The sequence below is a fragment of the Bradyrhizobium sp. CSS354 genome, from assembly GCF_029051725.1.
Lineage (GTDB): Bacteria > Pseudomonadota > Alphaproteobacteria > Rhizobiales > Xanthobacteraceae > Bradyrhizobium.
Genome location: NZ_JAACFU010000011.1, coordinates 81769 through 95820, shown reverse-complemented (window position 1 = coordinate 95820; position 14052 = coordinate 81769). Strand labels below are relative to the sequence as shown.

General features: G+C 64.8%; 11 protein-coding genes. 9 read left to right on the top strand and 2 right to left on the bottom strand.

Going from position 1 to position 14052, the window contains the following annotated elements:
- The first annotated feature begins 9 nt into the window (after positions 1-9).
- Positions 10-1116, top strand: a complete 1107-nt coding sequence (locus GWG67_RS25470; protein WP_275172224.1) for a molybdopterin-binding protein — start codon at positions 10-12, stop codon at positions 1114-1116.
- A gap of 12 nt (positions 1117-1128) precedes the next feature.
- Positions 1129-3078 (top strand): molybdopterin biosynthesis protein, encoded by a 1950-nt coding sequence (locus GWG67_RS25465; RefSeq protein ID WP_275172114.1) that lies wholly within the window; start codon positions 1129-1131, stop codon positions 3076-3078.
- Between the two features lie 7 nt (positions 3079-3085).
- Here the strand turns inward: GWG67_RS25465 and mobA are convergent, their stop codons facing one another.
- Together mobA and fdhD are read right to left on the bottom strand one after the other, a co-directional pair.
- Complete coding sequence (gene mobA, locus GWG67_RS25460) at positions 3086-3763, bottom strand: molybdenum cofactor guanylyltransferase MobA (protein WP_275172113.1); 678 nt, start codon at positions 3761-3763, stop codon at positions 3086-3088.
- Complete coding sequence (gene fdhD, locus GWG67_RS25455; protein ID WP_275172111.1) at positions 3708-4598, bottom strand: formate dehydrogenase accessory sulfurtransferase FdhD; 891 nt, start codon at positions 4596-4598, stop codon at positions 3708-3710. The genes mobA and fdhD overlap by 56 nt, the downstream gene beginning before the upstream one ends.
- Before the next feature lie 208 nt (positions 4599-4806).
- On the opposite strand from fdhD, the gene mobB reads away from it, so the two are divergent.
- The 7 genes from mobB (at position 4807) to fdhF (ending at position 13979) form a co-directional block, all read left to right on the top strand.
- Positions 4807-5334 (top strand): molybdopterin-guanine dinucleotide biosynthesis protein B, encoded by a 528-nt coding sequence (mobB, locus tag GWG67_RS25450; RefSeq protein ID WP_275172110.1) that lies wholly within the window; start codon positions 4807-4809, stop codon positions 5332-5334.
- A gap of 9 nt (positions 5335-5343) precedes the next feature.
- On the top strand, positions 5344-6600 hold the full coding sequence (glp, locus tag GWG67_RS25445) for a gephyrin-like molybdotransferase Glp (protein WP_275172109.1): 1257 nt from the start codon (positions 5344-5346) through the stop codon (positions 6598-6600).
- A 54-nt stretch (positions 6601-6654) separates the two neighbouring features.
- The gene (locus GWG67_RS25440; protein WP_007606513.1) at positions 6655-6918 is read left to right on the top strand and encodes a sulfurtransferase TusA family protein; all 264 of its coding nucleotides are present in this window, start codon (positions 6655-6657) and stop codon (positions 6916-6918) included.
- Between the two features lie 319 nt (positions 6919-7237).
- On the top strand, positions 7238-8893 hold the full coding sequence (locus GWG67_RS25435; protein WP_275172108.1) for an OFA family MFS transporter: 1656 nt from the start codon (positions 7238-7240) through the stop codon (positions 8891-8893).
- An 87-nt stretch (positions 8894-8980) separates the two neighbouring features.
- Positions 8981-9250 (top strand): hypothetical protein, encoded by a 270-nt coding sequence (locus GWG67_RS25430; protein WP_275172107.1) that lies wholly within the window; start codon positions 8981-8983, stop codon positions 9248-9250.
- 254 nt (positions 9251-9504) lie between these two features.
- Positions 9505-11214, top strand: a complete 1710-nt coding sequence (locus tag GWG67_RS25425; protein ID WP_275172106.1) for an NADH-ubiquinone oxidoreductase-F iron-sulfur binding region domain-containing protein — start codon at positions 9505-9507, stop codon at positions 11212-11214.
- Positions 11211-13979 carry a formate dehydrogenase subunit alpha gene (gene fdhF / locus GWG67_RS25420; RefSeq protein WP_275172105.1) on the top strand — a complete coding sequence of 923 codons (2769 nt, stop codon included), beginning with the start codon at positions 11211-11213 and terminating at the stop codon, positions 13977-13979. The genes GWG67_RS25425 and fdhF overlap by 4 nt, the downstream gene beginning before the upstream one ends.
- Positions 13980-14052 lie beyond the last annotated feature (73 nt).

The window sequence follows — 14052 nt, the reverse complement described above, 5'->3', positions numbered from 1 at the left end:
ACCATGCGCATGACCCAGCGCCTGCCGCAATCGCTGACGCCGCTCGACGCCGCGCTCGCTGCGTTGCTGACAGGGCTTGATCCGCTCGCGCCGGTGGAGTTGCCGCTGAGTGAAGCGGCCGGCTGTATCGCGGCCGGCAATCCGCTGCTCGCAGCCCGACCGCCTCGCGACGTCGCTGCCGCGGACGGCTGGGCGTTATGCGCCAATGATCTGGTCGGTGCGTCCTCCTATTCACCGCTGCCTCTCGCAACGGCGCCCGCCTGGGTCGATGCCGGCGACGCGATGCCCGCGGGATGCGACTGCGTGCTCGATGCCGACGCAGTCGAGCTGTCTGGTCCGCTCGCCCAGGTGCTGGCGGAGGGCGTGCCGGGGCAGGGCGTCAGGCGTGCGGGAAGCGACATTGACGGACGAACGCCTGCCGCGGCAGAGGGGAATCCGATCTGTCCTGCCGCTCTGTTGCTCGCGCGTGCTGCCGGACTGGACCGGCTGAGCGTGCGCCGCCCGCGACTGGGCATTGCCAATGTATCAGGTGCAACAGTGACCATGCATTTGATTGCGGACATCGCACGCGCCGCAGGACTGGATGTGCAAACGAGCGAGGCCGGCGCGCGCGATGCGGGATCGATCGCGGCGGCATTCGGTGCGCCCACCTGCGATCTCCTGCTGACGATCGGCGGCAGCGGTGTCGGTCGCAAGGATGCAGCGGCCACGGCGCTGGCCCAGCATGGTGACGTGATCGCCCATGGTCTTGCGCTCCAGCCCGGACGCACCGCCGCGGTCGGGCGGCTCGGAACCATTCCTGTCGTCGCCTTGCCCGGATCGCCGGATCATGCGCTCGCGGTCTGGCTCGCGCTCGTGCGGCCGCTCGTAGACCGGCTATCGGCGCGGCTGCCGCGCCGACAGATGAACTTGCCGCTCGCGCGAAAAATTGCATCCAGCGTCGGCATCGCCGAAATGGTCCTGCTGGCCGAGGAACATCGTGCGTGGGTGCCGCTTGCGGTAGGAGAATGGCCGCTCCAGGCAATTGCCCGTGCGGATGCATGGCTGCTCGTTCCCGCCAGTCACGAGGGATTTGCAGCGGGCGCGCCGGTCGATGCCTATCTAATGCGGGAATGATATGGGTTTAGCATGACCGTGATCCCGCAATCGCAAGTCCGCAGCGCGCTCGAACAGGAACAGTTCCTCAAAATCCTTTCCCGCGAGGAGGCCCTGGCTCGCTTCGAGGCCGCGCTGTTCCCGCGCGCTCTTTTGAGCGAAACGCGCAAACTCGGTGCTGCGCTCGGTGCGTCGCTCGCTGACGACATCACTGCGCCGATCGACGTGCCGCCGTTCGACCGTTCCAATGTCGACGGCTTTGCGGTGCGCTCGGCGGACCTTGCGACAGCCGGCGAAGGCGCGCCGGTTCGCCTCGGGTTGAATGGCGAGACCATTCACTGCGGCACCGTCCCGGCGCTGCAAGTGGCGGCGGGAACGGCAACGGCGATTGCCACCGGCGGTCCGCTGCCGCGCGGTGCCGATGCCGTGGTCATGGTCGAGCATACCCAGCCGGCCGGATCGGGTGCGATCGAGGTCCGTCGCGCGGCCTCGCCCGGGCAATTCATATCCTACGCAGGATCCGATATCGCGCGCGGCGAGGCGCTGCTGCGCGCCGGCACGATCATCGGCTCGCGCGAGGTCGGCATGCTGGCGGCTTGCGGTATTGCCGAAGTGCGCGTCGTGCGCAAACCTCGTGTGGCCGTGATCTCCACCGGCGACGAACTGGTTCAGCCGGGCGAGGTGCTCGCGCCTGCTGCGATCTACGACACCAACGGCGCGATCGTCACTGCTGCGATCGACGAGAACGGCGGTGAAGCGGTGTTCCTCGGCGCCATTCCCGACGACGAAGCCCAGCTCGAAGCCGCCATGCGGCGTGCGCTTGCGGACGCCGACATGCTGGTGCTCTCCGGCGGCACGTCGAAAGGCGCGGGCGATCTCTCCCATCGCATCATCGGCCGGCTCGGCCAGCCCGGCATCATCGCGCATGGCATCGCGCTCAAGCCCGGCAAGCCGCTGTGTCTTGCGGTGTGCGACGGCAAGCCGGTGGTGATCCTGCCGGGTTTTCCGACCTCGGCGATGTTCACCTTCCACGACATGATCGTGCCCGTGCTGCGCAAGATTGCGGGATTGCCCCCACGCGCCGATGCCAGGGTGAGCGCGACCGTGCCGGTGCGCATTGCGTCCGAGCTCGGCCGCACCGAATTCGTCATGGTCTCGCTGGTGGAAGGCAAGGACGGCTTGATCGCCTATCCCTCCGGCAAGGGATCCGGTGCGATCACGTCGTTCGCGCAGGCCGACGGTTTTCTGCGCATCGACGCGCTCGCCGACCAGATGCCGGCCGGAACCGAGGCCGAGGTGACGCTCTTCACGCCGCACGTGCGGGTGCCCGATCTCGTCATCGTCGGCAGCCATTGTACCGGACTCGATCTCGTCACGGCGCAACTCGCGCATGCCGGCCTGACCGTGCGTTCGATCGCGGTCGGCAGTCTCGGCGGACTTGCGGCGGCACGGCGCGGCGAATGCGATCTGGCGCCGATCCATCTATTCGACGACAGGACCGAGACCTACAATACGCCTTACCTCGTCGAAGGACTCGAGCTCGTGCCAGGCTGGCGAAGGATGCAGGGCATCGTGTTCCGCAAGGGAGACAAGCGTTTCGAAGGCCACAGCGCGAAGGACGCCGTCGTCGCGGCGCTCGCTGATCCCTCCTGCATCATGGTCAACCGCAACCAGGGCGCCGGCACGCGCATCCTGATCGATCGCTTGCTCGGTGGTGCGCGCCCGGAAGGCTATTGGAACCAGCCACGCTCGCACAATGCGGTGGCCGCGGCGGTCGCACAGCACCGCGCCGACTGGGGCATGACCATTGCGCCAGTCGCCCATGCGGTCGGCCTCGGTTTCATTCCCCTCGCGGAGGAACATTACGACTTCGCGCTGGTCACAGCGCGCAAGCAGCGTCCTGCGGTGCAGGCCTTTCTCGCCGCACTCAGCTCGGACGAGGCGCGTGCGGCACTGGAGCGCGCCGGCTTCCGGCCGGCGTAGAGCTTGATTAAGACGCCGCATCCAGTGCGGCCAGCCGCTCGGCTTCCGCGATATCCTCGACCGTGTTGGCATTGAAGAACGCATCGAGCGGCTCGGTCTGCCACGTCACCGTCGCGAGCGGGTAGCGCGCGGTCCAGCGGTCGATCTTGCGGAGATCCTCGACCACCAGCGCGTGACGCAGTTCGTCGCGCAAGCCAACGCGCCACAAGCCTATCACCGGATGCGACTGGCCGCCTGATGCCGCGACGGCGAGCTCGGCATTCGCGGCGAGGCGTTCTTCATGCAAGCGCGCGACCAGATTGCGCGGCAGGAACGGGCAATCGCCGGCGGCACTGAGCACCCACTCTACCTCAGGCCGGTTCGCCGCGGTCCAGTCGAGCGCGGCCAGGATGCCGGCGAGCGGACCGGGAAAGCCGGGCACGTCGTCGGCGACGACCTGCAAACCGAACGCGGCGAAGCGGGCGGGATCGCCGTTGGCATTGAGGATCAGCCCGCTGCATTGGGGCGATAGGCGCGCGATCACGCGTTCCAGGATGGTGCGGCCACCGATGGTGCGCATCGGCTTGTCGCCGCCGCCCATGCGCCGCGCGAGGCCGCCGGCGAGCAGCACGCCTTGCGTGGTCGGAAAGCTAATCGTCACCACCTTCACCCTTGCGCTTGTGCTTGGCCGATTCCTCCTCGACATAAGCGAGGTTCTGGTCGTAGACGATGCGCTCTTGCCCCGACAACGCGATGAACCGTTTGCCGCGTGCGCGGCCGACCAGCGTCAAGCCCACCTGCCGGGCGAGATCGACGCCCCAGGCGGTGAAGCCGGAGCGCGATACCAAAATTGGAATTCCCATGCGGACCGTCTTGATCACCATCTCGGAGGTGAGCCGTCCCGTGGTGTAGAGGATCTTGTCGGACGCATCGACGCCGTGGCGGTACATCCAGCCCGCGATCTTGTCGACGGCGTTGTGACGGCCGACATCCTCGGTGTAGCAGAGCGGCTCGCCCTCCCTGCAGAGCACGCAGCCGTGGATCGCACCGGCCTCCAGATAGAGCGAGGGCATCGTGTTGATGGTCTGAGTCATCTGGTAGAGCCAGGAGGTACGCAGCTCCGCCTTCGGCAACGCGACGCTCTCGACCGCCTCTAGCAGATCGCCGAAGGCGGTGCCCTGCGCGCAGCCCGAAGTCTGCGTGCGCTTCTTCAGCTTGGCTTCGAAATTGGTGTGGTGCTCGGTGCGCACCACCACCACCTGGAGGTCGTCGTCGTATTCGACCTCGGTGACCGCGTCGTTATATTTCAGCATGTTCTGGTTGAGCAAATAGCCCAGCGCCAGATATTCCGGATAGTCGCCGATCGTCATCATGGTGACGATCTCCTGCGAATTCAGGTAGAGCGTCAGCGGGCGCTCCACCGGCACCTTGATCTCGATCCTGGCTCCGGACTGGTCGGTCCCGGTCACGCTCTCGGTGAGGCGCGGGTCCTCGGTGTCGGGGACGATCAGGGGCGCTGGGGCTTTGTCGATCTTCATCATGGCCGCGACGTTAGCATGACATTCGGGTCAAGCCGATATAAGCATGCTAGCGAGAGAACGAAATGCCGCCTATTCGTCATTGCGAGCGAAGCGAAGCAATCCAGGCTGCCGCCGTGGATGCATTCCTGGATTGCTTCGCTGCGCTCGCAATGACGGAGGAGAGAGTGGTTCCATCAAGGACCGGGTCGCTCGCGGAGACGGAGCTGGAATGAAAGTCATCGGCCTTGCAGGCTGGAGCGGTGCGGGCAAGACCACGCTGTTGACGCGGCTGATCCCGCATTTCAATGCGCTTGGCTTGCGCGTCTCGGTCATCAAGCATGCGCATCACCAGTTCGACGTCGACGTTCCCGGCAAGGATTCCTGGCGCCATCGCGAGGCCGGCGCGGCCGAGGTGCTGGTTGCTTCGTCAAATCGCTGGGCCCTGATGCACGAATTGCGCGGGGCGATGGAGCCGCGTCTGCCGGAACTGTTGAGCAAATTGTCGGCCGTCGATCTCGTCGTGGTCGAGGGTTTCAAGCGCGAGCCGCATCGCAAGATCGAAGTGCATCGCGCCGCCAACGACAAGCCGTTGCTGTTTCCCGATGATCCCGGAATTTTCGGGATCGCGGCTGACGTTGCCATTGAAACCCGACTGCCGACCGTCCATCTCGACGATATCGCCGCAGCCGCGGAATTGCTGCTTCGCGCGGCGATGCCGGTCGAGGAAGCGGTCGCGAAAAGCGCCGCGATGCGCTGACGAGGCACCATGGCACAACTGTCGGACGATTGTTTTGCCTCCGGCGGACCGATGATGTCGGTCGACGAGGCCGTTGGTCTGATCACGACGCGCGTCAACGCCATAGTCGATCTCGAAACCGTGGCGCTTGTCGATGCTGATGGTCGTGTGCTGGCCCGCGATATCGCGGCGCCGCTGCCGTTGCCGCCGTTCACCAACTCCGCCGTCGATGGCTACGCCGTGCGCAACGCAGATATTCCGGACGGCGTTGAACGGGCACTCCCGCTCGACGGCCGCATCCAGGCCGGAGGTCTGGCACTGGCGCCGATCAAGGCCGGCCACACCGCGCGCATCTTCACCGGCGCGCCGATGCCGCCGGATGCCGAAACCGTCTTCATGCAGGAAGATGTCCGCGTCGATGACGCCGGCCGAATTGTGCTGCCGCCGGGGCTGAAGCCAGGCGCGAACGTCCGCCCTGCGGGAGAGGACATTCCCCAGGGCCACATCGCGCTGCGCGCAGGCCAGCGCTTGCTGCCGCAACATGTCGCGCTTGCGGCGGCGTTCGGCCTTGTCAGGCTCGACGTCGTCAGGCGCATCCGCGTCGCAGTATTCTCGACCGGTGACGAACTGGCCTCGCCCGGCGAGCCGCGCGCGGCCTCGCAGCTGTTCGATTCCAATCGCTTCATGCTGATGGCGATGCTGCGCCGGCTCGGCTGCGACGTCAGCGATCTCGGCATCTTGCGCGACGAGCGGGCGTTGCTCGCGAATGGCTTGAAGCAAGTCGCTGGTACGCACGATCTGATCCTCACCACTGGCGGCGTCTCGACGGGGGAAGAGGATCACGTCAAGGCGGCGGTCGAGAGCATCGGCTCGCTGGTGTTTTGGAGGATGGCGATCAAGCCGGGACGGCCCGTGGCGATGGGCATCATCGAGGGCACGCCGCTGATCGGATTGCCGGGCAATCCCGTCGCGAGTTTCGTCACCTTCGTGCATGTGGTGCGGCCGACGGTGCTGGCGCTTGCGGGCAGCCTGCCGGCGCCGCTGTTGCCGATCCCGGTGCGCGCGGCATTCACCTACAAGAAGAAGGTGGGGCGTCGCGAATATGTTCGCGCCTCCTTGCGGCGCACGCAGGACGGCGCACTCGAGGCCATCAAGTTTCCACGCGAGGGGGCAGGGCTGTTGTCCTCGCTGGTCGACACCGACGGCCTCATCGAGCTCGATGAGGAGGTCACGCGTGTCGAGCCCGGGCAGAGCGTGGGTTTCTTGTCCTATGCCGATCTGCTCTGAGTCCGGAGTTGTGTTCGCGTTGACGCCATCGACCCCTCCCGCCATGTTGCGCCCATGACCAGAACGACGCTCGATCTCACCGGACTGAAATGCCCGCTGCCCGCCCTGAAGACGCGCAAAGCGCTGAAGCCGCTGCAGCCGGGCGATCAGCTCGAAGTGTACTGCACCGATCCGCTGTCGGTGATTGACATTCCGAACCTGATCCGAGAGACCGGCGACACGGTGGAGATCACCGAGCGCAACGACGCGCGCATCGTGTTCTTGATAGAGAAGGCCGATCGCTCGATAGAAAATATCAATGGTGCGCTGCCCACTTAGCCGGCAGTCACTCGGTTGATACCTACCTTTTGTCTATCGACATCGATCATCACTTCTGCCCCAATTGACGTTCTCCGCCGAGATGCGGAGGTCGAGTCTTGCCTGCGATACGCGGAGCAAATGGGCCGTCGAAAGAAGCCCGGCCGTGGCGTCGGGCATAGTCCCCATGGTTAGGGGTTAAACGTCTCGGATGCGCGTGATGATCCTGGCGCGCGTCGATCATTATGCGGGGCAGCAGGGACAAAGGCTGCGCTGCAGGGCTGAGGAACAGGACCGTCGTGGCAGGCCGTTCAGAAGGGCGGCTTTAGGGGAGGAATGCATGTCTACCATCGAGAGCGCTGGAACACTTTCGGGTGCCGGCGCAGGTTTTCTGGATCGCGAGCGGACCATCGCAACCGCCGGGTTCAATCGCTGGCTGGTGCCGCCGGCTGCGCTGTGCATCCATCTCTGCATCGGCATGGCCTACGGCTTCTCGGTGTTCTGGCTGCCGCTGTCGCGTGCGATCGGAGTGACCGCGCCGAAGGCGTGCGCAGAGATGTCGCTGTTTCAGGAGCTGTTCACGACCAGCTGCGACTGGAAGGTCGCCAGCATGGGGTGGATGTACACGCTCTTTTTCGTGCTGCTCGGTATCGCGGCTGCGGTCTGGGGCGGCTGGCTGGAGCGCGTAGGCCCGCGCAAGGCCGGCTTCGTCTCGGCGCTGTGCTGGTGCGGCGGCCTCTTCCTCGGTGCGATCGGCATTTACACCCATCAGCTCTGGCTGTTGTGGCTGGGTTCCGGCGTGATCGGCGGCATCGGTCTCGGCCTTGGCTATATCTCGCCGGTGTCGACACTGGTGAAGTGGTTCCCGGATCGCCGCGGCATGGCGACCGGCATGGCCATCATGGGCTTCGGCGGCGGCGCCATGATCGGCGCGCCGCTGGCGAACCTCTTGATGAACTACTTCAAGACCCCGACCTCGGTCGGCGTCTGGGAGACCTTCGTCACGATGGGCGTCATCTACTTCGTGTTCATGATGATCGGCGCGTTCCGCTATCGCTTGCCGCCGCCCGGCTGGCAGCCCGAGGGCTGGACCGCGCCGTCCAAGGCCAACGCGATGATCTCGAAGGCCAACGTCCATCTCAACGACGCGCACAAGACGCCGCAATTCTGGCTGATCTGGTGGGTGCTCTGCCTGAACGTTTCGGCCGGCATTGGCGTGATCGGCATGGCCTCGCCGATGCTCCAGGAGATCTTCGCAGGCAAGCTGATTGGCCTGCCGGAGGTGGGCTTCAACGCGCTCGATGCGGGGCAGAAGGCGCAGATCGCCGCGATCGCCGCGGGCTTCGCCGGATTACTGTCGCTGTTCAACATCGGCGGCCGCTTCTTCTGGGCATCGCTGTCGGACAAGATCGGTCGCAAGAACACCTACTATACGTTCTTCATCCTCGGCATCGTGCTTTACGCGCTGGCGCCGACTTTTGCGGCGATGGGTTCGAAGCTCCTGTTCGTGCTCGGCTTCGGCATCATCCTGTCGATGTATGGCGGCGGCTTCGCCACCGTGCCGGCCTACCTCGCCGACATGTTCGGAACCCAGTTCGTCGGCGCCATCCATGGCCGGCTGCTGACGGCGTGGTCCACAGCGGGCATCATCGGCCCCGTCGTCGTCAACTACATCCGCGAGTTCCAGCTCGCGGCAGGCGTGCCGCGCGATCAGCTCTACAACACGACCATGTACATCCTCTGTGCGATGCTGATCGCGGGTTTGATCTGCAACTATCTGATCAAGCCGGTCGATTCGAAATGGCACATGAAGGAGGCCGATGTCGCCAAGTTGCAGGCTGCAAGCGCCAACGCCGCCGCCGCTGGGCCGCACGGCTCCTACGGCATCGGATTTGGCGGGCTTGACGCCAAGGCGGCGCTGTTCTGGGCCTTCGTCGGCGTTCCCCTACTTTGGGGTGTCTGGAAGACATTGGAGAGCGCGGTCAAAATCTTCTGACCGCCGTCGAGACAGCTGCGGGACGCTGATCATCAGCGTCCCGAGGCGTTTGCCTTTTAGACATCAATGGGACTTAGGGGGATTGAAATGCTTCGCACTCGAATTTGCCTTGCGGCCGTGCTGCTCGTCGCTGGCCTTCATGCCGCATCCGCGCAGACGGCGACGCCGCCGCCTGCTGCAACGACTGAAGCCAAGCCTGGCAAGATGAAGCTCACCATGCAGAAGCTGAAAGACATGAAGGCGAAATGGGCAGCCAACAAGCCGAAGCTCAAGGCCTGCCGCGCCGACGTGAAAGCCAAGGGCCTCGCCGGCGATGACCGCTGGTTCTACATCGAAGAGTGCATGAGCAAGACCTGAGATCGGGTTCCGTCCGACGCTTGCGTAAAGGGACATGGCGGGCGACCGCCTGCCTCCTAAATCATTCTAGAGACGCTCTAAATTGTCTTGCATCTGGCATACCAGAGACTAGAGTTGCGTCGAATTTGGCTTGGTCGGCGGGGCGCAGGAACTGCTGGTTCCGTTGATCGAGTCGAGAAATGAAGACGGATCGCTGTGGCGATCCGGCCTAAACTCATCACGCATTTCGCATTTGAAGAGAACGCGACGTCTCCATGAGCAGCAACGACGACGTTCACAAGGTTCGCGAGTTCGAACATCCCGGCCAGGGACGGAAGCGCGCCAAATCTACGCCCAAGGGACGGCAGGTCGATCCCACCGCCGCGCACGAGATCGGGCAGCTGCTCGGCGACAGGCCGCGGCGTCGCGACCTGTTGATCGAATATCTGCATCTGATCCAGGACAAGTATCGCCAGATCTCGGCCGCGCACCTCGCCGCGCTCGCAGATGAGATGAAGCTCGCGTTCGCCGAGGTGTTCGAGACAGCGACCTTCTATGCGCATTTGGACGTGGTGAAGGAAGGCGAGCCCGATATCGCGCCGCTGACGATCCGCGTCTGCGACTCGCTGACCTGCGCGATGCTCGGCGGAGAGAAGCTGCTCGCCGATTTGCAGGATGCGTCCGGTCCCGGCATCCGCGTGGTGCGCGCGCCCTGCGTCGGCCGCTGCGACACGGCGCCTGCCGCGGAAGTCGGACACAACTTCGTCGATCACGCGACGGTCGCCAATGTCATGGCGGCGGCGAAGGCTGGCGACACCCACGCGCATCTACCCAAATATATCGGCTATGAGGCCTATGTCGCCGGCGGCGGCTACAAGCTGCTCAATCGCCTGCGCTCGGGCGAGCTACCGACGGACGACCTGCTGAAGGCACTCGACGACGCCTCGTTGCGCGGTCTCGGCGGCGCCGGATTCCCGACGGGACGCAAATGGCGCGCGGTGCTTGGTGAACCCGGCCCGCGGCTGATGGCGATTAACGGCGACGAGGGCGAGCCCGGCACGTTCAAGGATCGCGTCTATCTCGAGAGCGACCCGCACCGCTTCCTCGAGGGCATGCTGATCGGCGCCCATGTGGTGCAGGCCTCGGACATCTACATCTACCTCCGCGACGAATATCCGGCGTCGCGCGAAATCCTTGAACGCGAGATTGCAAAGCTCCCGCCGGGCGGTCCGACGCTGCACATGCGCCGCGGCGCCGGCGCCTATATCTGCGGTGAGGAATCCTCGCTGCTGGAAAGCATCGAGGGCAAGCGCGGTCTGCCCAGGCACAAGCCGCCATATCCATTCCAGGTCGGCCTGTTCGGCCTGCCGACGTTGATCAACAACATTGAGACGTTGTGGTGGGTGCGCGACATCGTCGAGAAGGGCGCCGACTGGTGGAAGGGCAACGGCCGTCATGAGCGGCACGGCCTGCGCAGCTTCTCGGTCTCCGGTCGCGTCAAGAATCCCGGCATGAAGCTCGCGCCTGCTGGCATCACCGTGCGCGAGCTGATCGAGGAATATTGCGGCGGCATGGCCGACGGTCATCAGTTCTACGCGTACCTGCCGGGTGGTGCGTCCGGCGGCATCCTGCCGGCGGCGATGGACGACATCCCGCTCGATTTCGGCACGCTTGAAAAATACGGCTGCTTCATCGGCTCTGCCGCGATCGTGATCCTGTCGCAGAAAGACAGCGTGCGCGCGGCCGCGTTGAACCTGATGAAGTTCTTCGAGGACGAGAGCTGCGGCCAGTGCACGCCGTGTCGCGTCGGAACCCAGAAGGCCGCGCTGCTGATGCAGCAACCGGTCTGGAACCGCGCTCTCCTGGACGAATTGAGCCAGGCGATGCGCGATGCCTCGATCTGCGGGCTTGGACAGGCGGCATCTAACCCTCTCTCCACCGTGATCAAATATTTCCCTGACGAGTTCAAGGAAGCGGCCGAATGACGAAGATTACGTTCGAGCTCGACGGCAAGCAGGTCGAGGCCAATGCAGGCGAGACGATCTGGCAAGTCGCAAAACGCGGGGGACGCGAGATTCCGCATCTGTGCTATTCGCCCGCGCCGGACTATCGCCCCGACGGCAATTGCCGCGCCTGCATGGTCGAGATCGAGGGCGAGCGCGTGCTCGCGGCGTCCTGCAAGCGCACGCCATCGGTCGGAATGAAGGTGAAGACCGAGAGCGCGCGCGCGGTTTCCGCGCAAAAAATGGTCATGGAGCTGCTTGTCGCCGATCAACCGGCGCGCGAGACCTCGCACGACCCGGACTCAAAATTCTGGCACTGGGCCGAAACCACTGGGGTCACTGAGAGCCGCTTCCCCGCGGCAGAGCGTTGGGCGACCGACGCCAGTCATCCGGCGATGCGTGTCAATCTCGATGCCTGCATCCAGTGCGGCCTGTGCGTGCGCGCCTGCCGCGAGGTCCAGGTCAATGACGTCATCGGCATGGCCTATCGAAGCCACGGCTCGAAGATCGTGTTCGACTTCGACGATCCCATGGGCGAGTCCACCTGCGTTGCCTGCGGCGAATGTGTGCAGGCCTGTCCGACCGGAGCGCTGATGCCGGCCGTGATGCTCGACGAGGCGCAGACCCGTGTCGTCTATGCCGACAAGAAGGTGGATTCGCTCTGTCCGTTCTGCGGCGTCGGCTGCCAGGTGACCTATGAGGTCAAGGACGAGAAGGTGATCTATGCCGAGGGCCGCGACGGTCCCGCCAACCGCAACCGTCTCTGCGTGAAGGGCCGCTTCGGCTTCGACTACATCCACCATCCGCATCGCCTGACCAAGCCGCTGGTGCGGCTGCCGAATGCGAAGAAGGATTCCAACGACCAGGTCGATCCCGCCAATCCGTTCACGCATTTCCGCGAAGCTAGCTGGGAAGAAGCGCTCGACATCGCGGCCAAGGGCCTCGTCAAGATCCGCGACGAGAACGGCGTGAAGGCGCTGGCGGGCTTCGGCTCGGCGAAGGGCTCCAACGAGGAGGCCTATCTGTTCCAGAAGCTGGTGCGCACCGGCTTCGGGTCGAACAATGTCGACCATTGCACCCGTCTGTGCCACGCCTCGTCGGTTGCGGCGCTGTTCGAAGGCCTGAGCTCGGGCGCGGTGTCCGCGCCGTTCTCGGCTGCGATGGACGCCGAGGTCATCATCGTGATCGGCGCCAACCCGACCGTGAACCATCCGGTAGCCGCGACCTTCATCAAGAATGCGGTCAAGCAGAACGGCGCCAAGCTGTTCGTGATGGACCCGCGCCGGCAGACGCTGTCGCGCCATGCGACCAAGCATCTGCAGTTCAAGCCAGGCTCCGACGTCGCCATGCTGAACGCGATGATCCACACGATCATCACCGAAGGGCTGACCGATGACCAGTACATCGCCGGCTACACCGAGGGGTTCGAAGACCTCAAGGAGAAGATCAAAGAGTTCACGCCGGAAAAGATGGAGCCAATCTGCGGCGTCCCGGCGCAGACCCTGCGTGAGGTCGCGCGAACCTATGCGCGGGCAAAATCGTCGATCATCTTCTGGGGCATGGGCATCAGCCAGCATGTCCACGGCACCGACAATGCGCGCTGCCTGATTGCGCTGGCGCTGATCACCGGACAGGTTGGCCGTCCCGGCACCGGCCTGCATCCGTTGCGCGGCCAGAACAACGTGCAGGGTGCTTCCGATGCCGGTCTGATCCCGATGTTTCTGCCGGACTATCAGCCGGTCGGCCGCGACGACATGCGCGGTGCCTTCGAGAAGCTGTGGCACCAGGATCTCGATCCCGTGCGTGGCCTGACCGTGGTCGAGATCATGAACGCGATCCACGCCGGCGGGATCAAGGGCATGTATATCGAGGGCGAGAACCCCGCGATGTCCGACCCCGATCTCCAGCATGCGCGCCAGGCGCTTGCCATGCTCGACCATCTCGTGGTGCAGGATCTCTTCGTCACGGAGACCGCGTTCCACGCCGACGTCATCCTGCCGGCCTCAGCGTTTGCCGAAAAGGAAGGCTCCTTCACCAACACCGATCGCCGCGTGCAGCTCGCGCGCCAAGTGATCAAGCCGCCGGGCGATGCGCGGCAGGATCTCTGGATCATCCAGGAGATCGGCAAGCGGATGGGGCTGCCGTGGAATTATGCCGGTCCCGGCGAGGTCTTCACCGAGATGGCGGAGCTGATGCCGTCGCTGAAGAACATCACCTGGGAGCGGCTGGTGCGCGAGGGCGCGGTCACCTATCCCGTCGACGGTCCCGACGTGCCCGGCAACGAGATCATCTTCACCACAGGCTTCCCGACCGCGAGCGGCCGCGGCAAGATCGTGCCGGCTCACGTCATCCCGCCGGACGAGATCCCCGACGCCGAATATCCGATGGTGCTCTCGACCGGCCGCGTGCTCGAGCATTGGCACACCGGCTCGATGACCCGCCGCGCGCAGGTGCTCGACCAGATCGAGCCCGAGGCGGTTGCGTTCATGTCGCCAAAGGACATGCACAGGAAGAAGCTCGCGCCCGGCGATTTCATCCGGCTCGAGACCCGCCGCGGCGCGGTCGAGGTCAAGGTCCGCTCCGACCGCGACGTTCCCGAGAACATGGTGTTCATGCCGTTCTGCTACGCGGAGGCGGCGGCGAATCTCCTGACCAACCCAGCGCTCGATCCGTTCGGCAAGATCCCGGAGTTCAAGTTCTGCGCGGCGAGAGCCGAGCGCGCCGAGTTGCGGGACGCGGCGGAGTAGGGCGCGCCGTCATTGCGAGCGAAGCGAAGCAATCCAGACTGCCTCCGCGGCAAGATTCTGGATTGCTTCGTCG

Excerpts from the sequence above, each read along its gene's own strand:
- GWG67_RS25470 (WP_275172224.1), top strand. The coding sequence starts at position 10 with ATGACCCAGCGCCTGCCGCAATCGCTGACGCCGCTCGACGCCGCGCTC.
- GWG67_RS25465 (WP_275172114.1), top strand. The coding sequence starts at position 1,129 with ATGACCGTGATCCCGCAATCGCAAGTCCGCAGCGCGCTCGAACAGGAA.
- mobA (WP_275172113.1), bottom strand. The coding sequence starts at position 3,763 with ATGTCGAGGAGGAATCGGCCAAGCACAAGCGCAAGGGTGAAGGTGGTG.
- fdhD (WP_275172111.1), bottom strand. The coding sequence starts at position 4,598 with ATGATGAAGATCGACAAAGCCCCAGCGCCCCTGATCGTCCCCGACACC.
- mobB (WP_275172110.1), top strand. The coding sequence starts at position 4,807 with ATGAAAGTCATCGGCCTTGCAGGCTGGAGCGGTGCGGGCAAGACCACG.
- glp (WP_275172109.1), top strand. The coding sequence starts at position 5,344 with ATGGCACAACTGTCGGACGATTGTTTTGCCTCCGGCGGACCGATGATG.
- GWG67_RS25440 (WP_007606513.1), top strand. The coding sequence starts at position 6,655 with ATGACCAGAACGACGCTCGATCTCACCGGACTGAAATGCCCGCTGCCC.
- GWG67_RS25435 (WP_275172108.1), top strand. The coding sequence starts at position 7,238 with ATGTCTACCATCGAGAGCGCTGGAACACTTTCGGGTGCCGGCGCAGGT.
- GWG67_RS25430 (WP_275172107.1), top strand. The coding sequence starts at position 8,981 with ATGCTTCGCACTCGAATTTGCCTTGCGGCCGTGCTGCTCGTCGCTGGC.
- GWG67_RS25425 (WP_275172106.1), top strand. The coding sequence starts at position 9,505 with ATGAGCAGCAACGACGACGTTCACAAGGTTCGCGAGTTCGAACATCCC.
- fdhF (WP_275172105.1), top strand. The coding sequence starts at position 11,211 with ATGACGAAGATTACGTTCGAGCTCGACGGCAAGCAGGTCGAGGCCAAT.